Annotated in this window: 16 protein-coding genes; 7 read left to right on the forward strand and 9 right to left on the reverse strand. The window is 69.2% G+C overall.

Going from position 1 to position 19,827, the window contains the following annotated elements; translation table 11 throughout:
• Window positions 1-75: 75 nt before the first annotated feature.
• Window positions 76-924, reverse strand: a complete 849-nt coding sequence (locus IP91_RS07055) for a class I SAM-dependent methyltransferase (RefSeq protein ID WP_145648103.1) — start codon at window positions 922-924, stop codon at window positions 76-78.
• Window positions 925-1,064: 140 nt separating this feature from the next.
• Between IP91_RS07055 and IP91_RS07060 the strand changes: the two genes are divergently transcribed.
• Both IP91_RS07060 and IP91_RS07065 read left to right on the forward strand, forming a co-directional pair.
• Complete coding sequence (locus IP91_RS07060) at window positions 1,065-2,108, forward strand: AraC family transcriptional regulator (protein ID WP_145648104.1); 1,044 nt, start codon at window positions 1,065-1,067, stop codon at window positions 2,106-2,108.
• Between the two features lie 33 nt (window positions 2,109-2,141).
• The gene (locus IP91_RS07065) at window positions 2,142-3,554 is read left to right on the forward strand and encodes an amino acid permease (protein ID WP_145648105.1); all 1,413 of its coding nucleotides are present in this window, start codon (window positions 2,142-2,144) and stop codon (window positions 3,552-3,554) included.
• 202 nt (window positions 3,555-3,756) lie between these two features.
• Here IP91_RS07065 and IP91_RS07070 read toward each other — a convergent pair whose 3' ends face one another.
• The 3 genes from IP91_RS07070 to IP91_RS07080 form a co-directional block, all read right to left on the reverse strand.
• On the reverse strand, window positions 3,757-4,749 hold the full coding sequence (locus tag IP91_RS07070; protein WP_145648106.1) for a diguanylate cyclase domain-containing protein: 993 nt from the start codon (window positions 4,747-4,749) through the stop codon (window positions 3,757-3,759).
• Window positions 4,746-8,879 carry a PAS domain S-box protein gene (locus IP91_RS07075; RefSeq protein ID WP_158643103.1) on the reverse strand — a complete coding sequence of 1,378 codons (4,134 nt, stop codon included), beginning with the start codon at window positions 8,877-8,879 and terminating at the stop codon, window positions 4,746-4,748. Before IP91_RS07075 ends, IP91_RS07070 begins: the two co-directional genes overlap by 4 nt.
• Window positions 8,880-9,120: 241 nt before the next feature.
• Window positions 9,121-9,429 carry a hypothetical protein gene (locus tag IP91_RS07080; protein WP_145648108.1) on the reverse strand — a complete coding sequence of 103 codons (309 nt, stop codon included), beginning with the start codon at window positions 9,427-9,429 and terminating at the stop codon, window positions 9,121-9,123.
• A 466-nt stretch (window positions 9,430-9,895) separates the two neighbouring features.
• Between IP91_RS07080 and IP91_RS07085 the strand changes: the two genes are divergently transcribed.
• Window positions 9,896-10,150 carry a Csu type fimbrial protein gene (locus IP91_RS07085; protein ID WP_145648109.1) on the forward strand — a complete coding sequence of 85 codons (255 nt, stop codon included), beginning with the start codon at window positions 9,896-9,898 and terminating at the stop codon, window positions 10,148-10,150.
• A gap of 128 nt (window positions 10,151-10,278) precedes the next feature.
• Here the strand turns inward: IP91_RS07085 and IP91_RS07090 are convergent, their stop codons facing one another.
• The 4 genes from IP91_RS07090 to IP91_RS07105 are packed head-to-tail and all read right to left on the reverse strand — an operon-like array spanning window position 10,279 to window position 14,882.
• Window positions 10,279-11,289: a Csu type fimbrial protein gene (locus IP91_RS07090; RefSeq protein ID WP_145648110.1), complete on the reverse strand. Its 1,011-nt coding sequence runs from the start codon at window positions 11,287-11,289 to the stop codon at window positions 10,279-10,281.
• A complete protein-coding gene (locus IP91_RS07095) occupies window positions 11,286-13,607 on the reverse strand; it encodes a fimbria/pilus outer membrane usher protein (RefSeq protein WP_145648111.1) in 2,322 nt (773 codons plus the stop codon). The genes IP91_RS07090 and IP91_RS07095 overlap by 4 nt, the downstream gene beginning before the upstream one ends.
• 19 nt (window positions 13,608-13,626) lie before the next feature.
• On the reverse strand, window positions 13,627-14,358 hold the full coding sequence (locus IP91_RS07100; RefSeq protein WP_145648112.1) for a fimbrial biogenesis chaperone: 732 nt from the start codon (window positions 14,356-14,358) through the stop codon (window positions 13,627-13,629).
• Complete coding sequence (locus IP91_RS07105) at window positions 14,358-14,882, reverse strand: Csu type fimbrial protein (RefSeq protein ID WP_145648113.1); 525 nt, start codon at window positions 14,880-14,882, stop codon at window positions 14,358-14,360. The genes IP91_RS07100 and IP91_RS07105 overlap by 1 nt, the downstream gene beginning before the upstream one ends.
• Before the next feature lie 256 nt (window positions 14,883-15,138).
• On the opposite strand from IP91_RS07105, the gene IP91_RS07110 reads away from it, so the two are divergent.
• The 3 genes from IP91_RS07110 to IP91_RS07120 all read left to right on the forward strand — a co-directional run bounded on the left by IP91_RS07110 (window position 15,139) and on the right by IP91_RS07120 (window position 18,230).
• Complete coding sequence (locus IP91_RS07110) at window positions 15,139-15,933, forward strand: response regulator transcription factor (RefSeq protein WP_145648114.1); 795 nt, start codon at window positions 15,139-15,141, stop codon at window positions 15,931-15,933.
• Window positions 15,934-16,043: 110 nt separating this feature from the next.
• Entirely contained in the window at window positions 16,044-16,280 is a 237-nt protein-coding gene (locus IP91_RS07115) for a hypothetical protein (RefSeq protein WP_145648115.1), read from the forward strand.
• A gap of 3 nt (window positions 16,281-16,283) precedes the next feature.
• Complete coding sequence (locus tag IP91_RS07120) at window positions 16,284-18,230, forward strand: bifunctional diguanylate cyclase/phosphodiesterase (RefSeq protein ID WP_145648116.1); 1,947 nt, start codon at window positions 16,284-16,286, stop codon at window positions 18,228-18,230.
• A 355-nt stretch (window positions 18,231-18,585) separates the two neighbouring features.
• On the opposite strand, the gene IP91_RS07125 is transcribed toward IP91_RS07120, so the two are convergent.
• On the reverse strand, window positions 18,586-19,290 hold the full coding sequence (locus IP91_RS07125) for a Crp/Fnr family transcriptional regulator (RefSeq protein ID WP_145648683.1): 705 nt from the start codon (window positions 19,288-19,290) through the stop codon (window positions 18,586-18,588).
• A 309-nt stretch (window positions 19,291-19,599) separates the two neighbouring features.
• Between IP91_RS07125 and IP91_RS07130 the strand changes: the two genes are divergently transcribed.
• A complete protein-coding gene (locus IP91_RS07130) occupies window positions 19,600-19,800 on the forward strand; it encodes a hypothetical protein (RefSeq protein WP_145648117.1) in 201 nt (66 codons plus the stop codon).
• The last annotated feature ends 27 nt before the right edge of the window (window positions 19,801-19,827 follow it).

The raw sequence follows: 19,827 nt of genomic DNA on the forward strand, positions 1-19,827 counted from the left end.
AGGACGATCGAGGGACAAAGACAGCAATATAGCCGATGCGGCCGCCCGCAGTCCTGCCTGGTCCTCCGCGCTGCGTCACTGCCGCACGATGACGGCCTCCAGGTATTCGGCCGGCGCCACGAGCGCGGCCCGCCCCGATGCATTCATGCTGTCGGCCAGCACCACCATCTCGCGGTACAGCGCCGCCCTGCGCTCGTCGTCCAGCGCCCCGAACGCCTTCAGTACCGGCCCGTAGAAGTCGCGGAACACCTGCACCATGTGGTCGGCCGACGCATAGCGGAAGTTGAACTGGCGGCGCGTGCAGCGGATCTCGCAGCCATCGCCGAACAGGTCGCGCAGGTGTGCCTCGTCGCCCCACAGCGCGGGTGACGACAGCCCGGCCGGCGGCGGCACGTAGCTGCCCACCAGGCGGAACATCTGGCCGATGAAGCCGCGCGGCGTCCAGCTGGCCAGGGCGATGCGGCCACCCGGCTTCGTCACGCGCAGCATCTCGGCCGCGCACCGGCGCTGGTCAGGCGCGAACATGGCGCCGAAGGTGGACAGCGTGCAGTCGAACAGCGCATCCGGGAACGGCAGCGCTTCGGCGTCGGCGACCTGGAACGTCACGTCCAGGCCCTCCGCCTCGGCGCGGCGGCGGCCCTTGTCCAGCAGCGCCGGCACGTAGTCGGTGGAGGTGACATGGGCAAAGCGGCGCGCCGCGGCCAGCGTGGCGTTGCCGTTGCCGGCGGCCACATCGAGCACCCGTTCGCCGGCGCACACGTCCGCGGCTTCCGCCAGCTGCTCGCCGACGATCTGCAGCGTCACGCCGACGATGGCGAAATCGCCGCTGGCCCATGTCGCCTGCTGGCGCGCCTTGATGGCGGCATGGTCGGGCGGCGGCGCGGTGGCAGCGGTGGAACGGGTCGCTTCGGCGGTCTGCGTCATGATGGGCTCCTTCGGTGGATTGGCGTGATGGATGGTGCCGCGCGGCGTCCCATTATTGCCCCGGCCCGCCGCTTGACGCTTGCTCCCGCGTCGTTCATGCTTGGCCGATCGTCCGGCATTGAAGCGGGAGGAATCCGGCCATGGCGACCGACACGCTGTCCGACGTGCTGCGCACCGTCCGCCTGCGCGGCGCCGCGTTCTATGCGGTGCGCGCCGGCGCCGACTGGGCCGTGGCAGCCCCGCCGGCCGTCGAGATCGCCGAAGCGGTCCTGCCCGGTGCCGGCCACGTGATGGCCTACCACGTGCTGATCGACGGCGCCGCCTGGGCCGGCCTGCCGGGCGGGCCGTTGGCGCGGCTGGCACCCGGCGACGTGGTGCTGTTCCCGCAGGGCGATGCCCACCTGCTGTGCAGCGCGCCCGGCGTGCCGCCGCTGCGCTTCTCGCCCGAATGGGTGCGCGCCACGCAGCAGTTGGCCACGCCGTTCGCCGTCGCGCCGGGCGTTGGTGGCGCGTTCGCATGGGGGGCGTCCGCCCGTCCCGACGAGCATCCTCCCGATTCGACCGATGGCGGCAGCAGCGTGGCGTGCGGCTTCCTCGGCTGCGACCACGGCCCCTTCAATCCGCTGCTCGATGCCCTGCCCCGCATGCTGCATGTGCCGGCCGAGGGCGACGGCGCCTGGCTGCGCCAGCTGATGCGCCAGGCGATCGAGGCGTCGGCAGGTGCCGGCCCGGGCGCCTGCGCGCTGGCCGAGCGCATGGGCGAGACCATGTTCATCGATACGGTGCGGCGCCACGCGGCCCGCCTGCCGGACGGCGCCACCGGCTGGCTGGCCGGCCTGCGCGACCGGCAGATCGCCCGCGCGCTGGCGCTGATCCACGCCGAACCGCAGCGGCCGTGGACGGTCGACGCGCTGGCGCGCGCGGCGGCCCTGTCCCGCTCGGCCTTCTGCGAGCGCTTCGCCCGGCTGGTCGGCGCGGCCCCGGCGCGCTACCTGGCACGCTGGCGCATGGCGCGCGCCGGCGCACTGCTGCGGCAGAGCCGCGCCCCCGTCGCCGCCATCGCGCTGGCAGTGGGCTACGAATCGGAGGCCGCCTTCACCCGCGCGTTTGCCCGCGTGGCCGGCATGCCGCCGTCGCGCTGGCGCGGTGCCGCCGATGTCTCCGCCACCGCCCCGATACGCTAGAATCGTGCTCTTTGAACACGATCGGCGGGGACCATGGCAGCACAGGAACACCAGGAGCACCACCAGGACGACAAGGCGCACCGCCATGCGCACAACGACCTGAAACGGGGGCTGAAGAGCCGCCACATCCAGCTGATCGCGCTGGGCGGCGCGATCGGCACCGGCCTGTTCCTCGGCATCGCGCAGACCATCCAGATGGCCGGGCCGTCGGTGCTGCTGGGCTATGCCATCGCCGGCATCATCGCCTTCCTGATCATGCGCCAGCTGGGCGAGATGTGCGTCGACGAGCCGGTGGCCGGCTCGTTCAGCCACTTCGCCGACAGGTACTGCGGCAGCCTGGCCGGCTTCCTGTCGGGCTGGAACTACTGGGTGCTGTACGTGCTGGTCAGCATGGCGGAACTGTCCGCCGTCGGCATCTACGTGCAGTTCTGGTGGCCGGACATGCCGACGTGGGTGTCCGCGCTGGCCTTCTTCGTCATCATCAATGCGATCAGCCTGAGCAACGTGAAGGCGTTCGGCGAGATGGAGTTCTGGTTCGCCATCGTCAAGGTGCTGGCGATCGTGGGCATGATCGGCTTCGGCCTGTGGCTGCTGGTCTCCGGCGGCGCCGGGCCGGAAGCGACGGTCGCCAACCTGTGGCAGCACGGCGGCTTCTTCCCGAACGGCGTGGCCGGCCTGGTGATGGCGATTCCCGTGCTGATGTTCTCGTTCGGCGGCCTGGAACTGGTGGGCATCACGGCCGCCGAGGCGGACGATCCGTCGCGCACCATCCCGAAGGCGACCAACCAGGCGATCTACCGCATCCTGATCTTCTACATCGGCGCGCTGGCCGTGCTGCTGTCGCTGTACCCGTGGCAGAAGGTGGTCACCGGCGGCAGCCCGTTCGTGCTGATCTTCCAGGCCCTCAATGCCAACTGGGTGGCCGCCGCGCTGAACGTGGTCGTGCTGACGGCGGCGCTGTCGGTCTACAACAGCTGCGTCTACTGCAACAGCCGCATGCTGTTCGGCCTGGCGCGCCAGGGCAATGCGCCGCGCGCGCTGCTGAAGGTGAACCGGCGCGGCGTGCCACTGGCGGCGCTGGGCGTCTCGGCGCTCGCCACGCTGGTCTGCGTGTGCGTCAACTACGTGATGCCGGGCCAGGCGTTCGGCTTCCTGATGGGCCTGGTCGTGTCGGCACTGCTCATCAACTGGGCGCTGATCAGCTGGATCCACCTGCGCTTCCGCGCCGCCAAGCGCGCCGCCGGCCAGGCCACCGGTTTCCCCAGCCCGTTGGCGCCGCTGACCAACTGGGTGTGCCTGGCATTCCTGGCGGCCGTGCTGGTGGTGATGTTCATGACCCCGGCGCTGCGGCTGTCGGTGTACCTGATTCCCGTGTGGCTGCTGGCGCTATGCGTGGGATACTGGGTGAAGAACCGCGGAGCGGCCGCAGTGAAGGCGGCTGTTTGATGTAAGCGATGGCGGCAGAGTGGCGGGGGCTCACCCACGGCGCCTGCCGCGCAGGTGAGTGTCGACGGCATCGCGGGTCTGGCTGCAGTAGCTTGCGAGCGCTCCCGTGATGCCGGCAAACTGCTGGGGTCAGACCCGCGATCGCTGCAACGGCAAGCGCGAGCGCTATCGGCGCTGTGGGTCAGACCCCGTGACGCTTGCGCTATCGGAGCTGTGGGCCAGATCCCGTGACGCTGGCGTTCTCTGCGACATCGGGCGCCGCTTCCGATTCCCCGGTCCCCGGTGCCGGTGCCAGCACGCTGCGGTTCCGTCCGGCGCGCTTGGCCTGGTACAGCGCCATGTCGGCCGCATGCAGCATGGCTTCGGGCGTGTCCTGCTCGCCCGGCAGCAGCGCGCACAGGCCGATGCTGGCGGTGACGTGCGGCGCGGCCGTGGCGGTCGGATGCGGGATGTCCAGCGCCACGATGCGCGAGCACAGCCACCGGCCATAGCGCTCCAGCGAGCCGGCGTCCGTGTTCGGCAGCAGGATCACGAATTCCTCGCCGCCGTAGCGGGCCGCCATCTCGCCGGGCCGGCGCGAACCGTCGCGCAGCGCCTCGGCCACCTGGCGCAGGCAGCTGTCGCCCTGCTGGTGGCCGAAGCGGTCGTTGAAGCGCTTGAAGTCGTCCACGTCGATCAGCGCCAGGCCGAGCGGCAGCTGATGGCGGCGGTGGCGGGCGAATTCGACGGCCAGCTGGCGGTCGAAGTAGCGGCGGTTGTACAGCCCCGTCATGCCGTCCTGGTTGGCCAGGCCATCGAACGTTGCCAGCGCGGCCTGCAGGCGCAGGTGCGTGCGCACGCGCGCCTGCACGACGGCCGAGTTGAGCGGCTTCGGAATGAAGTCCACGGCGCCCGCGTCGAGGCAGGCGATCTCCGCTTCCGGCGTGGATTTCGCGGTGACGAAGATGATCGCGCTGCTGCGCAGGTCCGAATCGCGGCGGATCATGTCGCACACCGCGAAGCCGTCCATGCCGTGCATTTCCACATCGAGCAGGATCAGCTGCGGGCGCTGCTGCCGCGCCAGTTCCACGCCGGCCGCCCCGCTGGTGGCGAACAAGACGCGCCCCTGGTCGCGCACCATCGCGGACAGCAGCCGGATCGTGTCCGCATTGTCGTCGATGATCAGGATGGTACTGTCGGCCGGATTCGGGATCACCGGACCTCCGTCACTTCGGGCGGCAGCGCGGCCAGCACGGCGTCGAAATCGAGTGCCGCCATGCCGGCCGCCACGGCGGCCTGCTGCCGCGTGTCCAGCAGCGCGGCCAGCGAGGTGCGCAGCGATTCGTAGACGGTGGTGGCATCCAGGTCGCGCTGCGCGAGCAACGTGAGCCAGCGCCGCACATCGTCCGGCTGGGCGACGAGCGTCGGTGCGCCCTCCTGGCCGGCAAGCCAGGCACGCGCCGCGCTCGTGGTGCCTTCCAGTTCGCGGGACGCGGTGTCGAACAGGCGCATCGCATCGTCGTGACGGGCCTCGCGCAGCGCCGTCTCCAGCTCGATGGTGGCGGCCGCGAACGCGCGCGCGCCCAGGCTGCCGACGGAGCCGCGCAGGCCATGCAGGATCTTGCCGGCAGCGGCACCGTCGCCGTCGCCGAAGCTCTGGCGTGCCCGCATCAGTTCGGCCGGGGCCTCGCGCGCCATGCGCGCCACCAGCGTCACCAGCGACTGGCGCTGCGCCGGGTCGCGCGCCGACAGCGCGGCCAGGCGCTCCACGTTGAAGCGCTGTGCCGGCGCCGCGGCGGGAGCGGGCGCGGCGGCGCCGGGGGCCTGTCGCAGGTTTTCTAGCAAGCGTGTCATCATCTGTTCCACGTCGATCGGTTTCGGAATGAAGTCGTTCATGCCGGCGGCCAGGCACTGTTCCTTTTCGGCCGCCGTCACGCCGGCGCTCATCGCCACGATCGGCAGGCGCAGTCCCAGGCGGGTGCGCAGGATGCGCGTGGCCGTGTAGCCGTCCATGACGGGCATTTGCACGTCCATCAGCACCAGGTCGAAGTCGCGTCGGTTGTCCTCGTGCTGCGCCGTCATCAGGTCCACGGCCTGCTGGCCGTCGTCGGCCGTCGTCACCACGGCACCGGCGGGCTCCAGTATACCCTTTGCAACAAGTTGATTGAGCGCGTTATCCTCGACCAGCAGGATGCGCACGCCGGCCAGCTGCGCCGCGGGCTGCGCGGGTGCCGCCGGACCGGCCGGATATGCGCGCGGCGCGGCCGTCACGCTGTCCACCAGCGTGGCCAGCGCGGCCCGCAGGCTCTGCGCCGTGACGGGCCGCACCAGCGCCGTGGTGCCGGGCGCGGCCTGGCGGCCCTGCGCGCCGCCGGACAACTGCAGCAGCGTGACCGGATAGCCGGGCCAGCGCTGCGCCAGGCCCGCCTGCAGCGCGGCCACGGTGGCGGCATCGCCATCGACCAGCACGGCGTCGACCGGTGCCTCGGCCGCCGCCAGCGCACCGGCCGCCGTGTCGGCCCAGCTGGCGATCCAGCCGAGCGCCTCGATGGCGCCGGCCAGGCTGGCGCGGCTGTCCTGGGCCGGTTCGACGACCAGCAGGCGCAGCGGCGCCTCCTGCGCCGTCGCGGGTCCCGGCAGGACCGCCGCCTGGGGCGGCGCGCAGGTCAGCGGGATCGTCACGACGAACTCGCTGCCCTCGCCCGGCCGGCTGGTGACGGCGATGCGGCCGCCCATCAGTTCCGTCAGCTGGCGCGCGATCGCCAGGCCCAGGCCCGTGCCGCCGAAGCGGCGCGAGATGCCCGCGTCGGCCTGTTCGAATGGCGAGAACAGGCGGGCCAGCTGGTCCGACGCGATGCCGATGCCCGTGTCGCGCACGGCAAAGCGCAGCGTGGCGGTGCTGCCATGCTGGGCGACGCGGCTGACCGCCAGCACCACCTGGCCCCGGGCGGTGAATTTCAGCGCATTGCCGACCAGGTTCAGCAGCACCTGCTGCAGCCGTACCGCATCGCCGATGTACGCCGATGGCACGTCCGGCGCCACGTCCACCACCAGCTCCAGGGACTTGCCGCTGGCGCGCATCGCCGTGGCGGCCGCTTCGACCAGCTCGGTGAGCGGGAATGGCAGCGCCGCGATATCGACCCGGCCCGCCTCGATCTTCGAGAAGTCCAGCACGTCGTTGATGATGCCCACCAGCGTCTTGCCGCAGGACTGCAGCATCTGCACGTACTCGCGCTGCTGCGGTGCCAGCGCGGAGTTTTCCAGCAGGTGCGCCAGGCCCAGCACGGCATTCATGGGCGTGCGGATCTCGTGGCTCATGTTGGCCACGAATTCGCTCTTCGCCCGGCTGGCCGCCTGGGCCAGGCGCTCGTTGCGGGCCTGGGCCAGCTCGGCCATCTTGCGGTCCGTGATATCCATGCACATGGCGTGGAAGCCCAGCACCGTGCCGTCCGGCGCCAGGCTGGGGATGAAGTCGCAGATGTAATGGCGCGGCCAGCCCGGCAGGTCCAGGTTGGTCTCGAAGTGCACCGGTTGGCCCCGCAGCACCCGGTCGATGTGCGGCTGCATCTCCTCGTACATTGCCGGGCCGGCCACGTCGCCCACGCGCCGGCCGATCATCGACTCCGGGTCGATGCCCAGCAGCGTCTGGTAGCGGCGGTTGGCGAAGCGGTAGAACTGGTCGCGGTCGACATAGCTGATCAGGACCGTGGTGTGGTCGGTGATGGCGCGCAGGAAGCGTTCGCGGTCGGCCAGCTCCTGCTCCATCGCGCGGCGTTCCGAGATATCGTTCATGAACGCGCCGAACGAGCGCGAGCCGGCCACGTCCACTTCGCCGATCGTCAGGTCGACAGGGAACCGGCTGCCGTCGCGGCGCAGCGCCATCATCTCCAGGCGCCGGCCCAGCACACGGGGCGCACCGCCGGACAGATAGTGGTCCATGCCGGCCTGGTGGGCGGCGCGCAGGTCGGGCGGGATGATCACGTCCTGCAACGGCTGGCCCAGTACTTCGTCGCGGCGCCAGCCGAACACCTGCTCGGCGCGCGGGTTCCAGTCGATGATGCGACCCTGGCGGTCCATGCCCACGAAGGCATCCTGCGAGGTTTCCAGGATCGCGCGGGTGCGCGCCTCGCTGAGGCGCACCGTGTCGAGCGAGCGTTCCAGGTCCTGCGTGCGCTGCACCACGCGCTCTTCCAGCGCCGCGTTCACCAGCGTGAGCTGGCGTTCCTTGTCCTTCAGCCGCTGCAGGCTGGCGTTCACGGCGCCCGTCAGCGCGGCCAGTTCCAGGAAACCGTCCTGCCGCACGTCGATCGAATGCCGGCCGCCCTGCTCGATGTCGGCGGCCAGCGTGGCGGCACGCTGCAGCGGCCGGGTGATGTAGCGCGACACGCGCCAGCCCAGCAGCGTGAAGCACAGGGCCACGACGAAGCCGGCACCGAATACCTGCAACTGCAGCCGGCGCACCGGCGCATAGGCCGCCTCGGTGTCCTGGCGGGTCAGCACGACCCAGCCGAGGCCCGGGTAGCCTTCGTGGCCGCGCGTGGCGGCGGCGCCGATCAGGTAGCCGTGGCCGTCGTTCCAGCGTTCCTCCGCATAGCGCGGCTGGCCATCGAGGACGGCCTTCAGGATGGCGGAACTGACGGTGGTGCCGGCTGCCGCGGGCGGTCCGGCCAGCACCTTGCCGTCGCGGCTGACGATCAGCGTCTGCGCGTCGCCGCCGCCGGCGGCATCGAGGCGCCGGCGCATCTGCTCGGCCCAGCGCCAGTTCAGGTGGGCGGCCAGCACGCCGCGCGGCGCACCGTCGCTGCCCGTGACGGGAAACGCCACGTCGACGAAACGCGCCGGCGCGCCCTCCTCCTTCGGCAGCAACGCCGCCAGCAGCTTGGCATCGTGCACGTCATGCACATGCTGGCCGGCCGGCGCGCCGCTGAACCACGGGCGCTTCGATACGTCGGCTCCCTCCAGCAGGCCGCCGGTGGCGGCGATGACCTTGCCGTCCGTCCCGGCCAGGCCGATCCAGGCATACAGCGGATAGTTTTCCTGCAGGCGTTCGATGATGCGGCGGCGCTCGGCCGGCGTGATGCCGGGCGCGGTGAAGTCGCGGCGCGCGGCCAGCAGCTGCACTTCGCGGTAGCGTTCGTACATCGTGGCGTCGAGCTGCTGCGCCGCGTAGCGGGCGCGCTCGGACAGGCCGGTGCCGATCGTGCGTTTCAGCTCGCCGGTGGCGAGATAGCCGAGCAGCAGCACCAGGGCAGCCGTGAGCAGCAGCGCGGACAGCGACAGCCAGGCGGCAATGAAGGTGCCGAGACGGCGGCGGGGCAGCGGATGCGGAGCCGGATGCGGCATCATTGCGCACCTGCGTTGCATCGGGATGGGTGCGGGGTTCTGTGAACCGCCGCCGGCGAGACGGACATCGGCATTTCCTGACCAGACTGGAGTAGTGCAGGAACCGGGGGCGGGGGTTCGCAAGGAAGAACGTGGCGGACGCGGGTAAGCAGCATCGGCGACCGCCAGTTTACCTCAGGAACTGAAACAAATTGCGGCTGGCGCGTCGTGACGTTGCTGTGCTGCAACGTCACGAACCAGAAAGTCATGCCGCGTGCAGGCTCATGTCCGGCAGGTCGTTCTGCGAGAACGCCACGCGGAACTTGCCGCGGCGGTCGCCCATCAGCAGGCGCAGGTCGCCGATGGTGATGTCCGAGACTTCATGCATGCGGATCAGCAGCGAGGCGCCGATGGCCAGGCGGTAGTGGCGGATCTTGCTGATCACGGGGGGCGCCACTTCCAGCAGGCGCGCCAGCGCGGCATCGTTCTTCAGGTCGAGACGGTCGATCAGGTGGTCCAGCAGGCGGTTCGGATCGTAGTTCAGCAGGCCATCGTGGGAATGTAGGGTCGTCATGGTGTTCTCCAAGGGAAATGCAGTTCACGGAAAAACCGGGCGAGCGCGAGGGACCCAGGGGGTGCGTCGATATCGGAACCGGTGGAAGTGAGATGCGCCAGGAGTGGCGTCCCCGCGGAGGTGCGGAAGGGAACTCTGTCCGCGCGGCAGGATGTTGGGGGCGGCGGACAATGCATATGTTGCCTCATAAATTCTTTATAGGCAATAGGTTGCTTCAAGGATTTTTTATCTTCGTGGTACGCAGTGTTGTTTTCAAGCTGTTGCCGGATCGGGACTGAACGCACCGTGTGTCGCGCGCCAGACGCCTTCACCCGAAACACAAATAGAAGTTGATTGTTGGCAATATTCGTGTATAGTACGAAATCTCGCGCCACCTTCGGCGGTGCGACAGTATGCTGTCAGCACCCCGCCACCCAATCCCGTGGCGGACCGCCCATGCAGTCACACCAAAACAACGTGTAACGATATGAAGAAAATCGCTTTCCTGATCCTGGCCTGTGCCCCCCTGCTCTGCAATGCGGCCGGCAAGTCCGCCAGCGCAACGATGCAGGTGAGCTTCACCGTTACCGAAGCCTGCACCGTGCAGAGCGCCGGCAAGGGTGCCCAGGTCGAGTGCACCGCCAATACGCCGTTCCAGCTGCAGGCCAGGCCGGCAGCCGCCGCCACCAACCTCTCCACGAACATCAGCGCCGAAGGCGAACCGACCGTCGTCTACTTCTGATTTCACCAGCAGTCGCGGCACCAACAACCGCCTGCAAAAAAAGCCCGCCCACCGGTCATGCCGGTCGGCGGGCTTTTTTGCGCCGGTGCGGCCGCCGGGACTGGCGGCCACCGCTGCCGGCGGCGGTCCTAGAAATAGATCGTGGCCGTGACCGTGTCCTTGTAGCTGCCCGGCGACGGCGTGCGCTGTACCGGCACGCGGCCGTACATGCGCAGCGTCTGCATGCCGCCCGAACCGGTGCCGGTCGTCATCGACGTGCCGCCCGTGCCGTCGCCCCACAGCGGGCCGTCCAGCGTGGACGAGATTTCGTAGGTCACCTTTTCACCGGTCGTGGCATTGCGCATCTGCCGCGCCGCCGGATTGCCGGAAACGATGCCGCCATTCAGCGCGATCTGGTACGGGTTGTTGGCCGTGCACTGCACCGACAGCGAACCGACGGTGCGCTTGGCGGAGGTCAGCACGCGCGTGTCGGCGGCGAAGGCCAGCGGGCTGGCGCTGATGTAGCAGTTGTTCGTCACGTTGGCCTTGGCCTTGAACGCGAACGACGTGCTGGCGCCGGTCTTGCAGTCCACCGTCGGGACCAGGACGCCGTAGAACGCGTACTGCACGGTGCCGAAGCCGGCGAAGTCGGCCACGTACGGCGTATCGGCGCCGCCGATGGTGGGCACGCCGGCCAGGTCCGCCGCGGAGATGCGCCCGTAGATCGTGAACGTCTGGGTCAGGGAACCGAGGTTGGGCAGGCCGCCGATCGTCGTCACCACCGGCTGGGTCCCGGCCACGGCGCCGGAGCCCCACACCGAGGTGGCGGCATAGCTGCTGTCGCGGAACAGGTTGTACGGCAGCCGGCCGCTGCCGGCCGCCATGGCGCGCGCCGTGATGGCCGTGCCGCCGCCGCCCACGCCGGCATTGATGCAGATGCTGGCGTTCGGACTGAGCACGGCGCCGAGCGCGCCCAGCTGCGTCCAGGTGCAGGTGACCGTCAGCGTGCCGTTGGCGTAGTAGTCGCCGCCGGCCACCGGGCTGACGGTGCCGAAGTTGACGTCGGTCATGGCGGCGGTGCAGCTGTCGGCGCGCGCTGCGCCGCAGAACAGCAGCAGCGCCAGCAGGGAGAGGAAGAGATAACGGAATGGGAGTTTCATGGCGGGTTTCCTGCCGGACGGCACACCAGCGGACCGATGGTCGGCAGTGCACCCTGTTCGGGCTTGATCGTGAATCGGACTTCACAGGCGGCGGCGCCGCTGCCCACCTGGAGGCGGTTGTTTTCTTGCAGGTCCTCGACGAACACCATGCCGTCGTAGCCGACCAGCGTGGTGCGGCCCGATGCGGGATCGTGCACCGGCGTGCCGACCGGCAGCGGCTTGCCGTCGGTGCCGCGCAGGATGACGGTCGCGGCCACGTATTTCTCGACCGGGAAGCGCACCAGCACGCCGGCAAGCCGCTGCGGCACGGCCGTCAGGCTGGTGCTGGGCACGCGCACGTCGACCGGCAGCTCGGTGGTGTCGATCGACAGCTGGTTGTTGGTGAACGGGATCAGGTTCGGCACCAGCAGGTAGCCGCCGCCGTTGGTGCGGCCCAGCGGGCGGTTTTCATGCACCACCGGCACGTCCGGCAGGCCGGTGGACACCAGCGCGAAGCCGGCACCCACCTGGCGCGCCGGCGCGAACGTGCCGTCCATGATGACGAGGGCGCCACTGGCATCGAGCGCCAGTGCGTTCACGTCGCCATTGCGCTGGCCGATCAGCGTGGCCTGGCCGGCGCTGCCCAGGTACTGCACTTGGGCCTGCGCGTAGCGGTTCTCTTCCACGCCGCCGCCCTGCAGCGCCCAGCCGAAACCGCCGCCATAATCGGCCGACCGCACCAGCGACAGGTTGCGGTTGCGCAGGCCCTGCTGCCGCCCGGCCGTGGCACTGGCCGAGGTGCGCTCGCCGAACGACATGCTGAGACTGAAGGACAGGCCGCGCGCGGCCGGCTTGTCCAGGTCCTTGAAGGCGCTGAGGCTGGCATAGGTACCTCGCGGCAGCGCGGCGGACCAGGCCAGTGCGGCAATGCGGCCCGGGTCCTGGCCGGGCACCTGGTAGGCAACATAGCTGATGCCGGCCGTCTGCCCCAGCGGCAGCGCCAGGTTCAGGCTCACGCGGTCGGTGCGGGTGGCGGGCGGCGTGCCCTCGCCGCTGGCCAGGTCGGCATAGCGGCGGCTGGCGCGCACGGTCTGCGCATCGACGGAAAAGCGCGACGAAATGTACTGGTAGCCAACGCTGCCCTGCACGCCGCGGCTGCGCCCGGCGCTGGCCGCCAGGGAACCGTTGACCACGCCGATATTGCCGAGCCGCAGCAGGCTGCCGCCGCCCAGGTTGACGAGGCCGCGGCCCGCTTCGGCGTGCCCCTCCACCGTCCAGGTATCGGTGATGCCGCGCCGGGCCGACGCGCTGAACGACGGCGTGTGCGCATAGCTGAACGAGCGCAGGCCGTAATCGCGCCGCAGCACGCCGGCCTCGACGGAGAAATCGGTCAGATCCTTCGCCATCAGGCGGGTGTCGACATACAGCGGCAGGGTGGTGGAGACGGTGCGGCCCAGCGCGTCGCGCGTGACGATGCTGGCCTGGCCGGCGCCGTTCAGGCCGGCGATCTGGCCGATGGTGAACGGGCCGCTCGGTACCTCCGTCGTCAGCTGCTGCATGCCGTTCACATACAGGCTGACGGCGGTGGGCACCACGGCCGTGCCGCTCAGCGCCGCCACCGGATACGTCAGGAGGTCCGGCCGCAGGTCGAAATTCTTGCGGTACTGGATGCCGCCCATGCGCAGCGAGCGGCTCCACGGCAGCGCATTGCTGACGAAGTCGCCGACCTGCACGGTTTCCAGGTTGACGGGGTCGGACCGGGTCCACCAGGAATCCAGGCGGGTATAGGTGCGGCCGACGCCGCGCAGCGTGGCGATGCCGCTGGACGAGAACACGCCGTTGCCATCGAACAGGCGCAGTTCGTGCATGCCGCTGGTGCGGCCGCCCCGCCCCGCCTGGGCATACAGCTGGTAATTCAGGAGTGCGCCGCGCGAGGCCCCGGCGGCCGTGGCCAGTTCGCGGATCGGGCGGGCGGCGATCGACGTGGCCGCGCGCAGCTCGGCGGCAACCGTGAGGTCGAGCGTCTGGGCGGCGGGGTCGTAGCGGTGCGCGAGGCCCCTGGCGGCGGCCAGGTCGAATTCTTCCTGGCCGCCCAGGCCGAACATGGCCGGGTCCAGGTCGACATCGCGCAGGTTCTGCGCGGTGCTGCGCAGGCCGCGCGGCCCCTGGGTGAAACGCAATACCTTGCCGCTGCTTTCGCCGTTCACTGCCACCTCCAGGTAGAACTCGGTCCCGAGCCCGGGCGCCGGCGCGGCAGCCGGCACGGCCTGGGCCCACGCTTTCCCGGCGGGCAGCACGGCCATGGCGAGCATCAGGCCGGCCAGCGCGCGGGTGCTCATCGGCCTGCCGCGCCGGGCATTACGGTGTTGCCGCGTCGGCCGTCTCCGGCCGCGCGTTGACGGTGGACTGCACCGTCACCTGCCCTTGTAGTTTGGCATCCTGCGCCAGCGGCAGCTTCCACACGCGCTGCTGGCCGGGCAGCACATAGCCGAACAGGCCCTTGCTGAGCTCGAAATCCGTGCCGGCCGCATTGCGCAGCGCCGTCGCCCCCAGCTGCGCATGGATGCGGCCGGTGTTCGACACGCGCATCATCCACGCGCCATTGGCGGTGTTGCCCTGGCGGTACAGTGTCCACGCCAGCACGGGCGCCGCGTCGCCGCTCGGCGCCACGAACACCGGCACCGAATAGCGCAGGCGGATGTCCACCCCGGACGCTTCGCTGCCGCCGCGGGGAATCTCGTCCACCAGCAGGCGGTAGCTGCGTTCGACATTGCTCGGCGCGTTCGACTTGAGGATCAGGCGGATCATCTGCGTCGCACGGGGCGCCACTTCGATGATCGGCGGGCTGACGACGACATCGGTCGTCTCGACCAGCACGTCCTCGCCGTCGCGCTGGCTCCACGCGTACGCGCGCACCTGGCCGTAAACGGGGGTGTCGCCCTGGTTTTGCAGGGAGATCGCGGCCGCGCCCTGCCCCGCCTTGAAGGCGATGGACACGGGCGAGATCTGCAGACTGGCGGCACCCGCCCCGGCGCTGGTCAGTGCGCAGGCAAATGCACAAGCTAGGACGACGGGGCGGATGGTTCGCATCAGAAGTAGACGGTCGCGGTAATGGTCGATTTGTAGGTGTCCGGACGGGGCGAGGCCTGGGCCGGGATCTCGCCGTACACGGTCAGCGTCTGCTGCACGCCGGTACCGGTGCCGCCGAGCGTGTCGGTGCCCTGGGTGTTGCCCCACTGGGCGCCGCCGCTGGCCTGCAGCAGGTTGAACTTGACCGAGGCCGGGCTCGCGCCGGTGCCCGTCAGGTAGCGGTCGGTGCCGGAGGAACCGGTGCCCGTGCCCTGGTCCAGGCCCAGGTTGAACGGCGTGGTGTTGGTGCAGGTGACGGTGATGTTCGACGTGGCATTCACGGCGGTGGCCAGCACGCCGCGGGCGGCGCCGAAGTTCATGGCGGCTGCAGAAATCGTGCAGTCGGCAATGATGCCCATCGTCACGTCGAACGTGGCAGGCTTGTTGCCGTTGCTGTAGACAGCGGCCTGGCCAGGGAAGGCTGCCAGGGTGGTGGCAGCGATGGTTGCGGCGATCAGGGCGCGGCGGGCTTGGACGTTGAACATGATTTCTCCAGTCACAGAAAGGTCGGTCGAGGCGGGCAAGTTTTGTTGCCTTGTGCCAATGTGTGAGTGAATTATGTACGATTACTGATTTTACTGATTTTGCCCGAGGCGAAAGTGCTTCTGATCGCGGAGAAATGTGAAAAAATATTTTCTGCCATGGGCATAATACGCAACAGCGCACTATGAGCACGCTCGATATGACGCCTTTTATTTTTAACAATGCGGGCGATTCCTCCCGCCACCTGCCTGGAGCACCATGACGTCTGCCAGCACCCCGCCCACCATCCTTGTCGTGGATGACGCGCGCTTCGAACAGCGCATGCTGGTCGACCTGCTGACCGACCACGGCTACGAAGTCGACGTGGCATCGACCGGCACCCAGGGCTACGAACTGGCGCTGGCCACGCGGCCGGACCTGATCCTGATGGATGTGCGCATGCCGGACCTGGACGGCATCGCCTGCTGCCGGCTGCTGAAGGCGAATGCCGCAACGCAGGCGATTCCCGTGATCTTCCTGTCCAGCGCCGACACGCCGGCCGAGCGGGTGACAGGGCTGAGTGCCGGCGGTGTCGATTATGTGGGCAAGCCGTTCACGGGCGAGGAACTGGTGGCGCGCATCCGCATCCACCTGGCCCTGGGCCGGCCCCGCGCCGCTGCGGAGGTGGCGCCGGCCGAACCGGGCCGTACCGATCCGGACCTGGTGCTGGTGACGGCCGCGCAGCGGGTGATCGCCGACAACCTGGCGCAGCTGCCCGGCCTGACGGAGATCGCCCGCCGCGTCGGCACCTACCGCGAACGGCTCAACGGGCTGTTCCGGCAGCAGCTGGGCGTGAGCGTCTTCGAATATGTGCGCGAGCTCCGCATCAGCCGCGCCGTCGCCCTGCTCAAGGAGACGGCCATGGAGGTGCGCGATATTGCCGAACTGGTCGGTTTCAGCTCGCCGGGCAATTTTTCCACCGCCTTCCGCGACCGCATGGGCACGACACCCAGCGCGTACCGCGACACCCTGCGCCGCGGTGCGGGCCCTGACGCCGACCAGCCCGGTACGTAGAACGGCCGCGCCGCCGTGGCTGGCCGGCCTCATTGGGGGCGCCCGAATGGGATGTGCTTGACTAGCCGGTTGCAAGCGATCCATGCTGTCATGACGACAGCGGAGGAAGCATGGAACAGGATGGTGGCGGCGCCGGCGGGGAACGCCGCACGGATGCCGCACTGGCCGCCTTGATCGACCAGGGAATCGGCTTCGATGCCGACTGCGGCGCCACGATCGCCTGGGCCTTCCTGGCCCGGCACGGCGTGCCGCCCGCGCTGATCCTGCGGGTGCTGGCGGCGCCGGGGGAAGGCAGCGCGCCACGCCGCACGCGGGGCGCCACCGCGCCGCCTGCCCCGTTACAATGAGGCATGACCGACCGTATTCCTTCGCAAGCGTCCCTGCCCGCCGATGAAGCCGGGCGCATCGCCCTGCTGCACGCGCTGGCATTGCTCGACACGCCGCCCGAGGCCGTGTTCGACCGCGTGACGCGGCTGGCCAGCCGGCTGCTGGGCACGCCGATCACGCTGTTCTCGCTGGTCGACACGGAGCGGCAGTGGTTCAAGTCCCGCGTGGGGCTGGACGTGCTGGAAAGCCCGCGCGACATCTCGTTCTGCACGCACGCCATCATCCACGACGAGCCGCTGGTCGTGAACGACGCCCGGCTCGATCCCCGCTTTGCCGACAACCCGCTGGTGCGCGGCGAGATGAACGTGCGCTTCTACGCCGGCGTGCCGGTGCGCAGCCAGGAGGGCCACGCGCTCGGCACGCTGTGCGCCATCGACACGCGGCCGCACACGCTGGAGGCGGCCGACCTGCAGGCGCTGCAGGACCTGGCCGGCATCATCGCCGACGAGATCCACCGCCGCGAACAGCTGGCCGAGGCCCGGTTCGACCTGCGCAACGTCGATGCGGCGATGCGCGGCACCGAGGCGCGGCTGCGCGCTATCTTCGAGCTGGCCAGCGTGGGCATGGCGCTCACCGACGCGCATGGCAACTGGCTGGCCGTGAACGCGGCGGCCTGCGCGATCCTGGGCTACACGGAAGCGGAATTCCGCAGCCGCACCTACCGCGACATCACCCATCCGGACGACGTGGCCGGCGACACGGCGGCGCTGCGCGAACTGGTCGCGGGCCGGATCACGCAGTTCGAGCGGCAGAAGCGCTATATCAGGAAGGATGGCGCCACGGTCTGGGTGCACACCAACGTCAGCATGAAGGCGGCCGAGGACGGGCGGCCGGAGTATTTCATCATCGCCGTGATCGACATCCAGGACCACAAGATGGCCGACCAGGAGCTGGCCACGCTGCACATGCAGCTGGAAGCGCGCGTGGAAGAACGCACCTGCGAGCTGGTGGCGGCCAACCAGCACCTCAAGCAGGCGATCGCCCGGCAGGAACAGGCCGAGCAGGCGCTGCGGGCACGCGAGGCGGAACTGTCCAGCGTGCTCGAATTCGCCAACGACGCGTATATCGGGCTCGACGAGGCCGGCCGCGTGATCGCCTGGAACCGCCAGGCCGAACGCACCTTCCAGTGGACGCCGGGCGAAGCGGCCGGGCGCACCCTCCCCGAGCTGATCATGCCGCCGGATCTGTGCGCCGAGGACCGCCTGGGCATCACGCGTTTCCGGGCCACGCGCGATGGCGGCACGCTGGCGCGCCGCCTGGAACTGCCGGCCGTGCGCAAGGATGGCAGCGGATTGACGGTGGAAGTGCGCGTGCATGCCAACGAGATCGACGGCCATCTGTCGTTTTCCGCCTTCCTGCACGATATCTCGGACCGCAAGGCCGAGGAGGTGCAGCGCGAGCACGATATCCGCCACGATCCGCTGACGGGGCTGCTGAACCGCCGCGCGCTCGGCGAGCTGCTGCCCCAGGCGCAGGCGCGCAGCCAGCGCCACGGCCTCGGTTTTGCCCTGCTGTTCATCGACCTGGACGGTTTCAAGGCCGTCAACGACCGCCTCGGCCACGACGCCGGCGACGAGCTCCTGCGCCACGTGGCCCGCCGCCTGCGCGCCACCGTGCGGCAGAACGACAGCGTGGTGCGCCTGGCCGGCGACGAGTTCATCGTGCTGCTCGAAGGGGTGCCGTATACATTGGTGGAAGCACGCAGCGTGGCGCGCAAGCTGATCGCGGCGCTGTCGGAACCGGTGGAAGTGGCCGGCCGCACCGCCCAGGTCGGCGCCAGCATCGGCATCGCCGCCAACGCGCCGGACCATGCGACGACGCCGGCCGACCTGCTGCGCGAGGCGGACCGGCAGATGTACCTGGCCAAGGAAGCGGGACGCGGGAGCATCCGGCCGCGCGGCGAGGAATAGCCGCATGCAGATCACCAGTGGCCGCCGAGCACTGGTGTCCGACATCCGGCGCCGGGCGTCTCATCCGGCGGGAGGTGCCTGAAGGCTGGCCGCATGCCGAAGCAGATGGACTCGCCCAACTAAAACCGGTATCAGGCACCCGCCCCTAACGTTCATGTCGCAACGGGTGTCAGGCACCAGCCAGGGGGCTGCGCCGGGATCATGATGCGTCACCAACCTGCATGCGCAAAAAAAACCGGTGTTCGGCATCCGCCGGAGGTTCGTCTCTCCAGGGGTACCAGACACCGGTGCGCACCCGTCACCGGCGCCGAGTGGCGCCGGCGATTGGCTGCGGTTGTCGATTCGCGCCTATTGATTAGTGGCTGCTCTGCAGCATCTGCGCGGTACCGCGCGCGGCGAAGTAGCAGGCGCCGGCATAGCGCTCCAGGCTCTCGCGGTCCAGCACCACGATCATGCCGCGGCGGCACTGGATCAGGCCGTCGGTGGCCAGCTTGCCGGCGGCTGCGGTGATGCTTTCGCGGCGCACACCCAGCAGGTTGGCGATCATTTCCTGGGTCACCTTCAGTTCGTTCGATGGGGAGCGGTCCAGGCGTTCCAGCAGCCAGCGGCACAGCTTCTGCTCGATGCTGCTGTGGCGGCTCGACACCACGTTCTGGGCCAGCTGGGCAAACAGGCAGCTGGTATAGCGCATCAGCTGCTGGGCCAGCATGCCGCCTTCGCCGAACAGGGCGCGCAGCGCATCGGTGCGCATGCGGTAGCCGTAGCCCGGGGCCTGCACGACAGCCGTGTTGCTGGCGCGCTCGCCTTTATACATGGTGATGCCGGCAACGCCTTCGCGGCCGACCACGGCGATCTCGGTCGTGATGCCGTCTTCGTTGACATATTGCAGGGAGACGATGGCGGTGGTCGGGAAGTAGCTGTATTCCACCTTGTCGCCGAAGTCGTACAGATGCTTGCCGGCTGGCAGGGCAACGAGTTCCAGGTCGTCCATCAGGCGCTCCAGTTCCGCCATCGGCAGGGCGCGCAGCAGTTCGTTCTGCTGCAGGCCGGTCACGCTCATGCCCTGTGGCACCAGCTTGCGTGGCGCTTTCGTCACCGGGATCAGGGTGGCTGGCAGCGTGGCGTTGTCGTTCTGGAGGGTCTGGATGGTCTTGAACATTTTCGTTATCCTGTGTGCTGTTGTCATTTCCTCCACTGTATTGCTTCCCCTCATTCCTGACAGTCGGACAAGGGTAGGACGCTATGTAGTACAGGAACATATCGCCATGTAATCTCAGTCCTACGTGAAATGGCGCACATTCAAAACGGACCCGATTGGCGAGAATACGTCTCAAGGCAATCACGCCAGCCAACGGAACGACAGCGACTTATGAACAGCATCTTCAAAGTGTCTTACGCCCTGCAACGCCAGCAACGCGCCGTGGAACGCACGCTGTACGCCCGTTCCGCCGAAGAGAGCGAAGCAGCATCGAAGTGGGTGGATGCCTGGCACCGCCTGGTGCAGGCCCGCCTGGACCGCATGGCCGAAGCGCCGCGCTATGTCGACAGCCGCGGTCGCTTGCTGCACTGATCCCGGTCGCGCCAGTTCGGTCCCCTT

It is taken from the genome of Pseudoduganella lurida (assembly GCF_007830455.1).
Taxonomy (GTDB): domain Bacteria; phylum Pseudomonadota; class Gammaproteobacteria; order Burkholderiales; family Burkholderiaceae_D; genus Rugamonas; species Rugamonas lurida.

What these genes read in the sequence shown, in the direction of transcription:
- IP91_RS07130 (WP_145648117.1), top strand. Translation starts at nt 19,600, where the DNA reads ATGAACAGCATCTTCAAAGTGTCTTACGCCCTGCAACGCCAGCAACGC.
- IP91_RS07120 (WP_145648116.1), top strand. Translation starts at nt 16,284, where the DNA reads ATGACCGACCGTATTCCTTCGCAAGCGTCCCTGCCCGCCGATGAAGCC.
- IP91_RS07115 (WP_145648115.1), top strand. Translation starts at nt 16,044, where the DNA reads ATGGAACAGGATGGTGGCGGCGCCGGCGGGGAACGCCGCACGGATGCC.
- IP91_RS07125 (WP_145648683.1), bottom strand. Translation starts at nt 19,290, where the DNA reads ATGAGCGTGACCGGCCTGCAGCAGAACGAACTGCTGCGCGCCCTGCCG.
- IP91_RS07090 (WP_145648110.1), bottom strand. Translation starts at nt 11,289, where the DNA reads ATGAAACTCCCATTCCGTTATCTCTTCCTCTCCCTGCTGGCGCTGCTG.
- IP91_RS07075 (WP_158643103.1), bottom strand. Translation starts at nt 8,879, where the DNA reads ATGATGCCGCATCCGGCTCCGCATCCGCTGCCCCGCCGCCGTCTCGGC.
- IP91_RS07080 (WP_145648108.1), bottom strand. Translation starts at nt 9,429, where the DNA reads ATGACGACCCTACATTCCCACGATGGCCTGCTGAACTACGATCCGAAC.
- IP91_RS07100 (WP_145648112.1), bottom strand. Translation starts at nt 14,358, where the DNA reads ATGCGAACCATCCGCCCCGTCGTCCTAGCTTGTGCATTTGCCTGCGCA.
- IP91_RS07060 (WP_145648104.1), top strand. Translation starts at nt 1,065, where the DNA reads ATGGCGACCGACACGCTGTCCGACGTGCTGCGCACCGTCCGCCTGCGC.
- IP91_RS07085 (WP_145648109.1), top strand. Translation starts at nt 9,896, where the DNA reads ATGAAGAAAATCGCTTTCCTGATCCTGGCCTGTGCCCCCCTGCTCTGC.
- IP91_RS07065 (WP_145648105.1), top strand. Translation starts at nt 2,142, where the DNA reads ATGGCAGCACAGGAACACCAGGAGCACCACCAGGACGACAAGGCGCAC.
- IP91_RS07095 (WP_145648111.1), bottom strand. Translation starts at nt 13,607, where the DNA reads ATGAGCACCCGCGCGCTGGCCGGCCTGATGCTCGCCATGGCCGTGCTG.
- IP91_RS07055 (WP_145648103.1), bottom strand. Translation starts at nt 924, where the DNA reads ATGACGCAGACCGCCGAAGCGACCCGTTCCACCGCTGCCACCGCGCCG.
- IP91_RS07105 (WP_145648113.1), bottom strand. Translation starts at nt 14,882, where the DNA reads ATGTTCAACGTCCAAGCCCGCCGCGCCCTGATCGCCGCAACCATCGCT.
- IP91_RS07110 (WP_145648114.1), top strand. Translation starts at nt 15,139, where the DNA reads ATGACGTCTGCCAGCACCCCGCCCACCATCCTTGTCGTGGATGACGCG.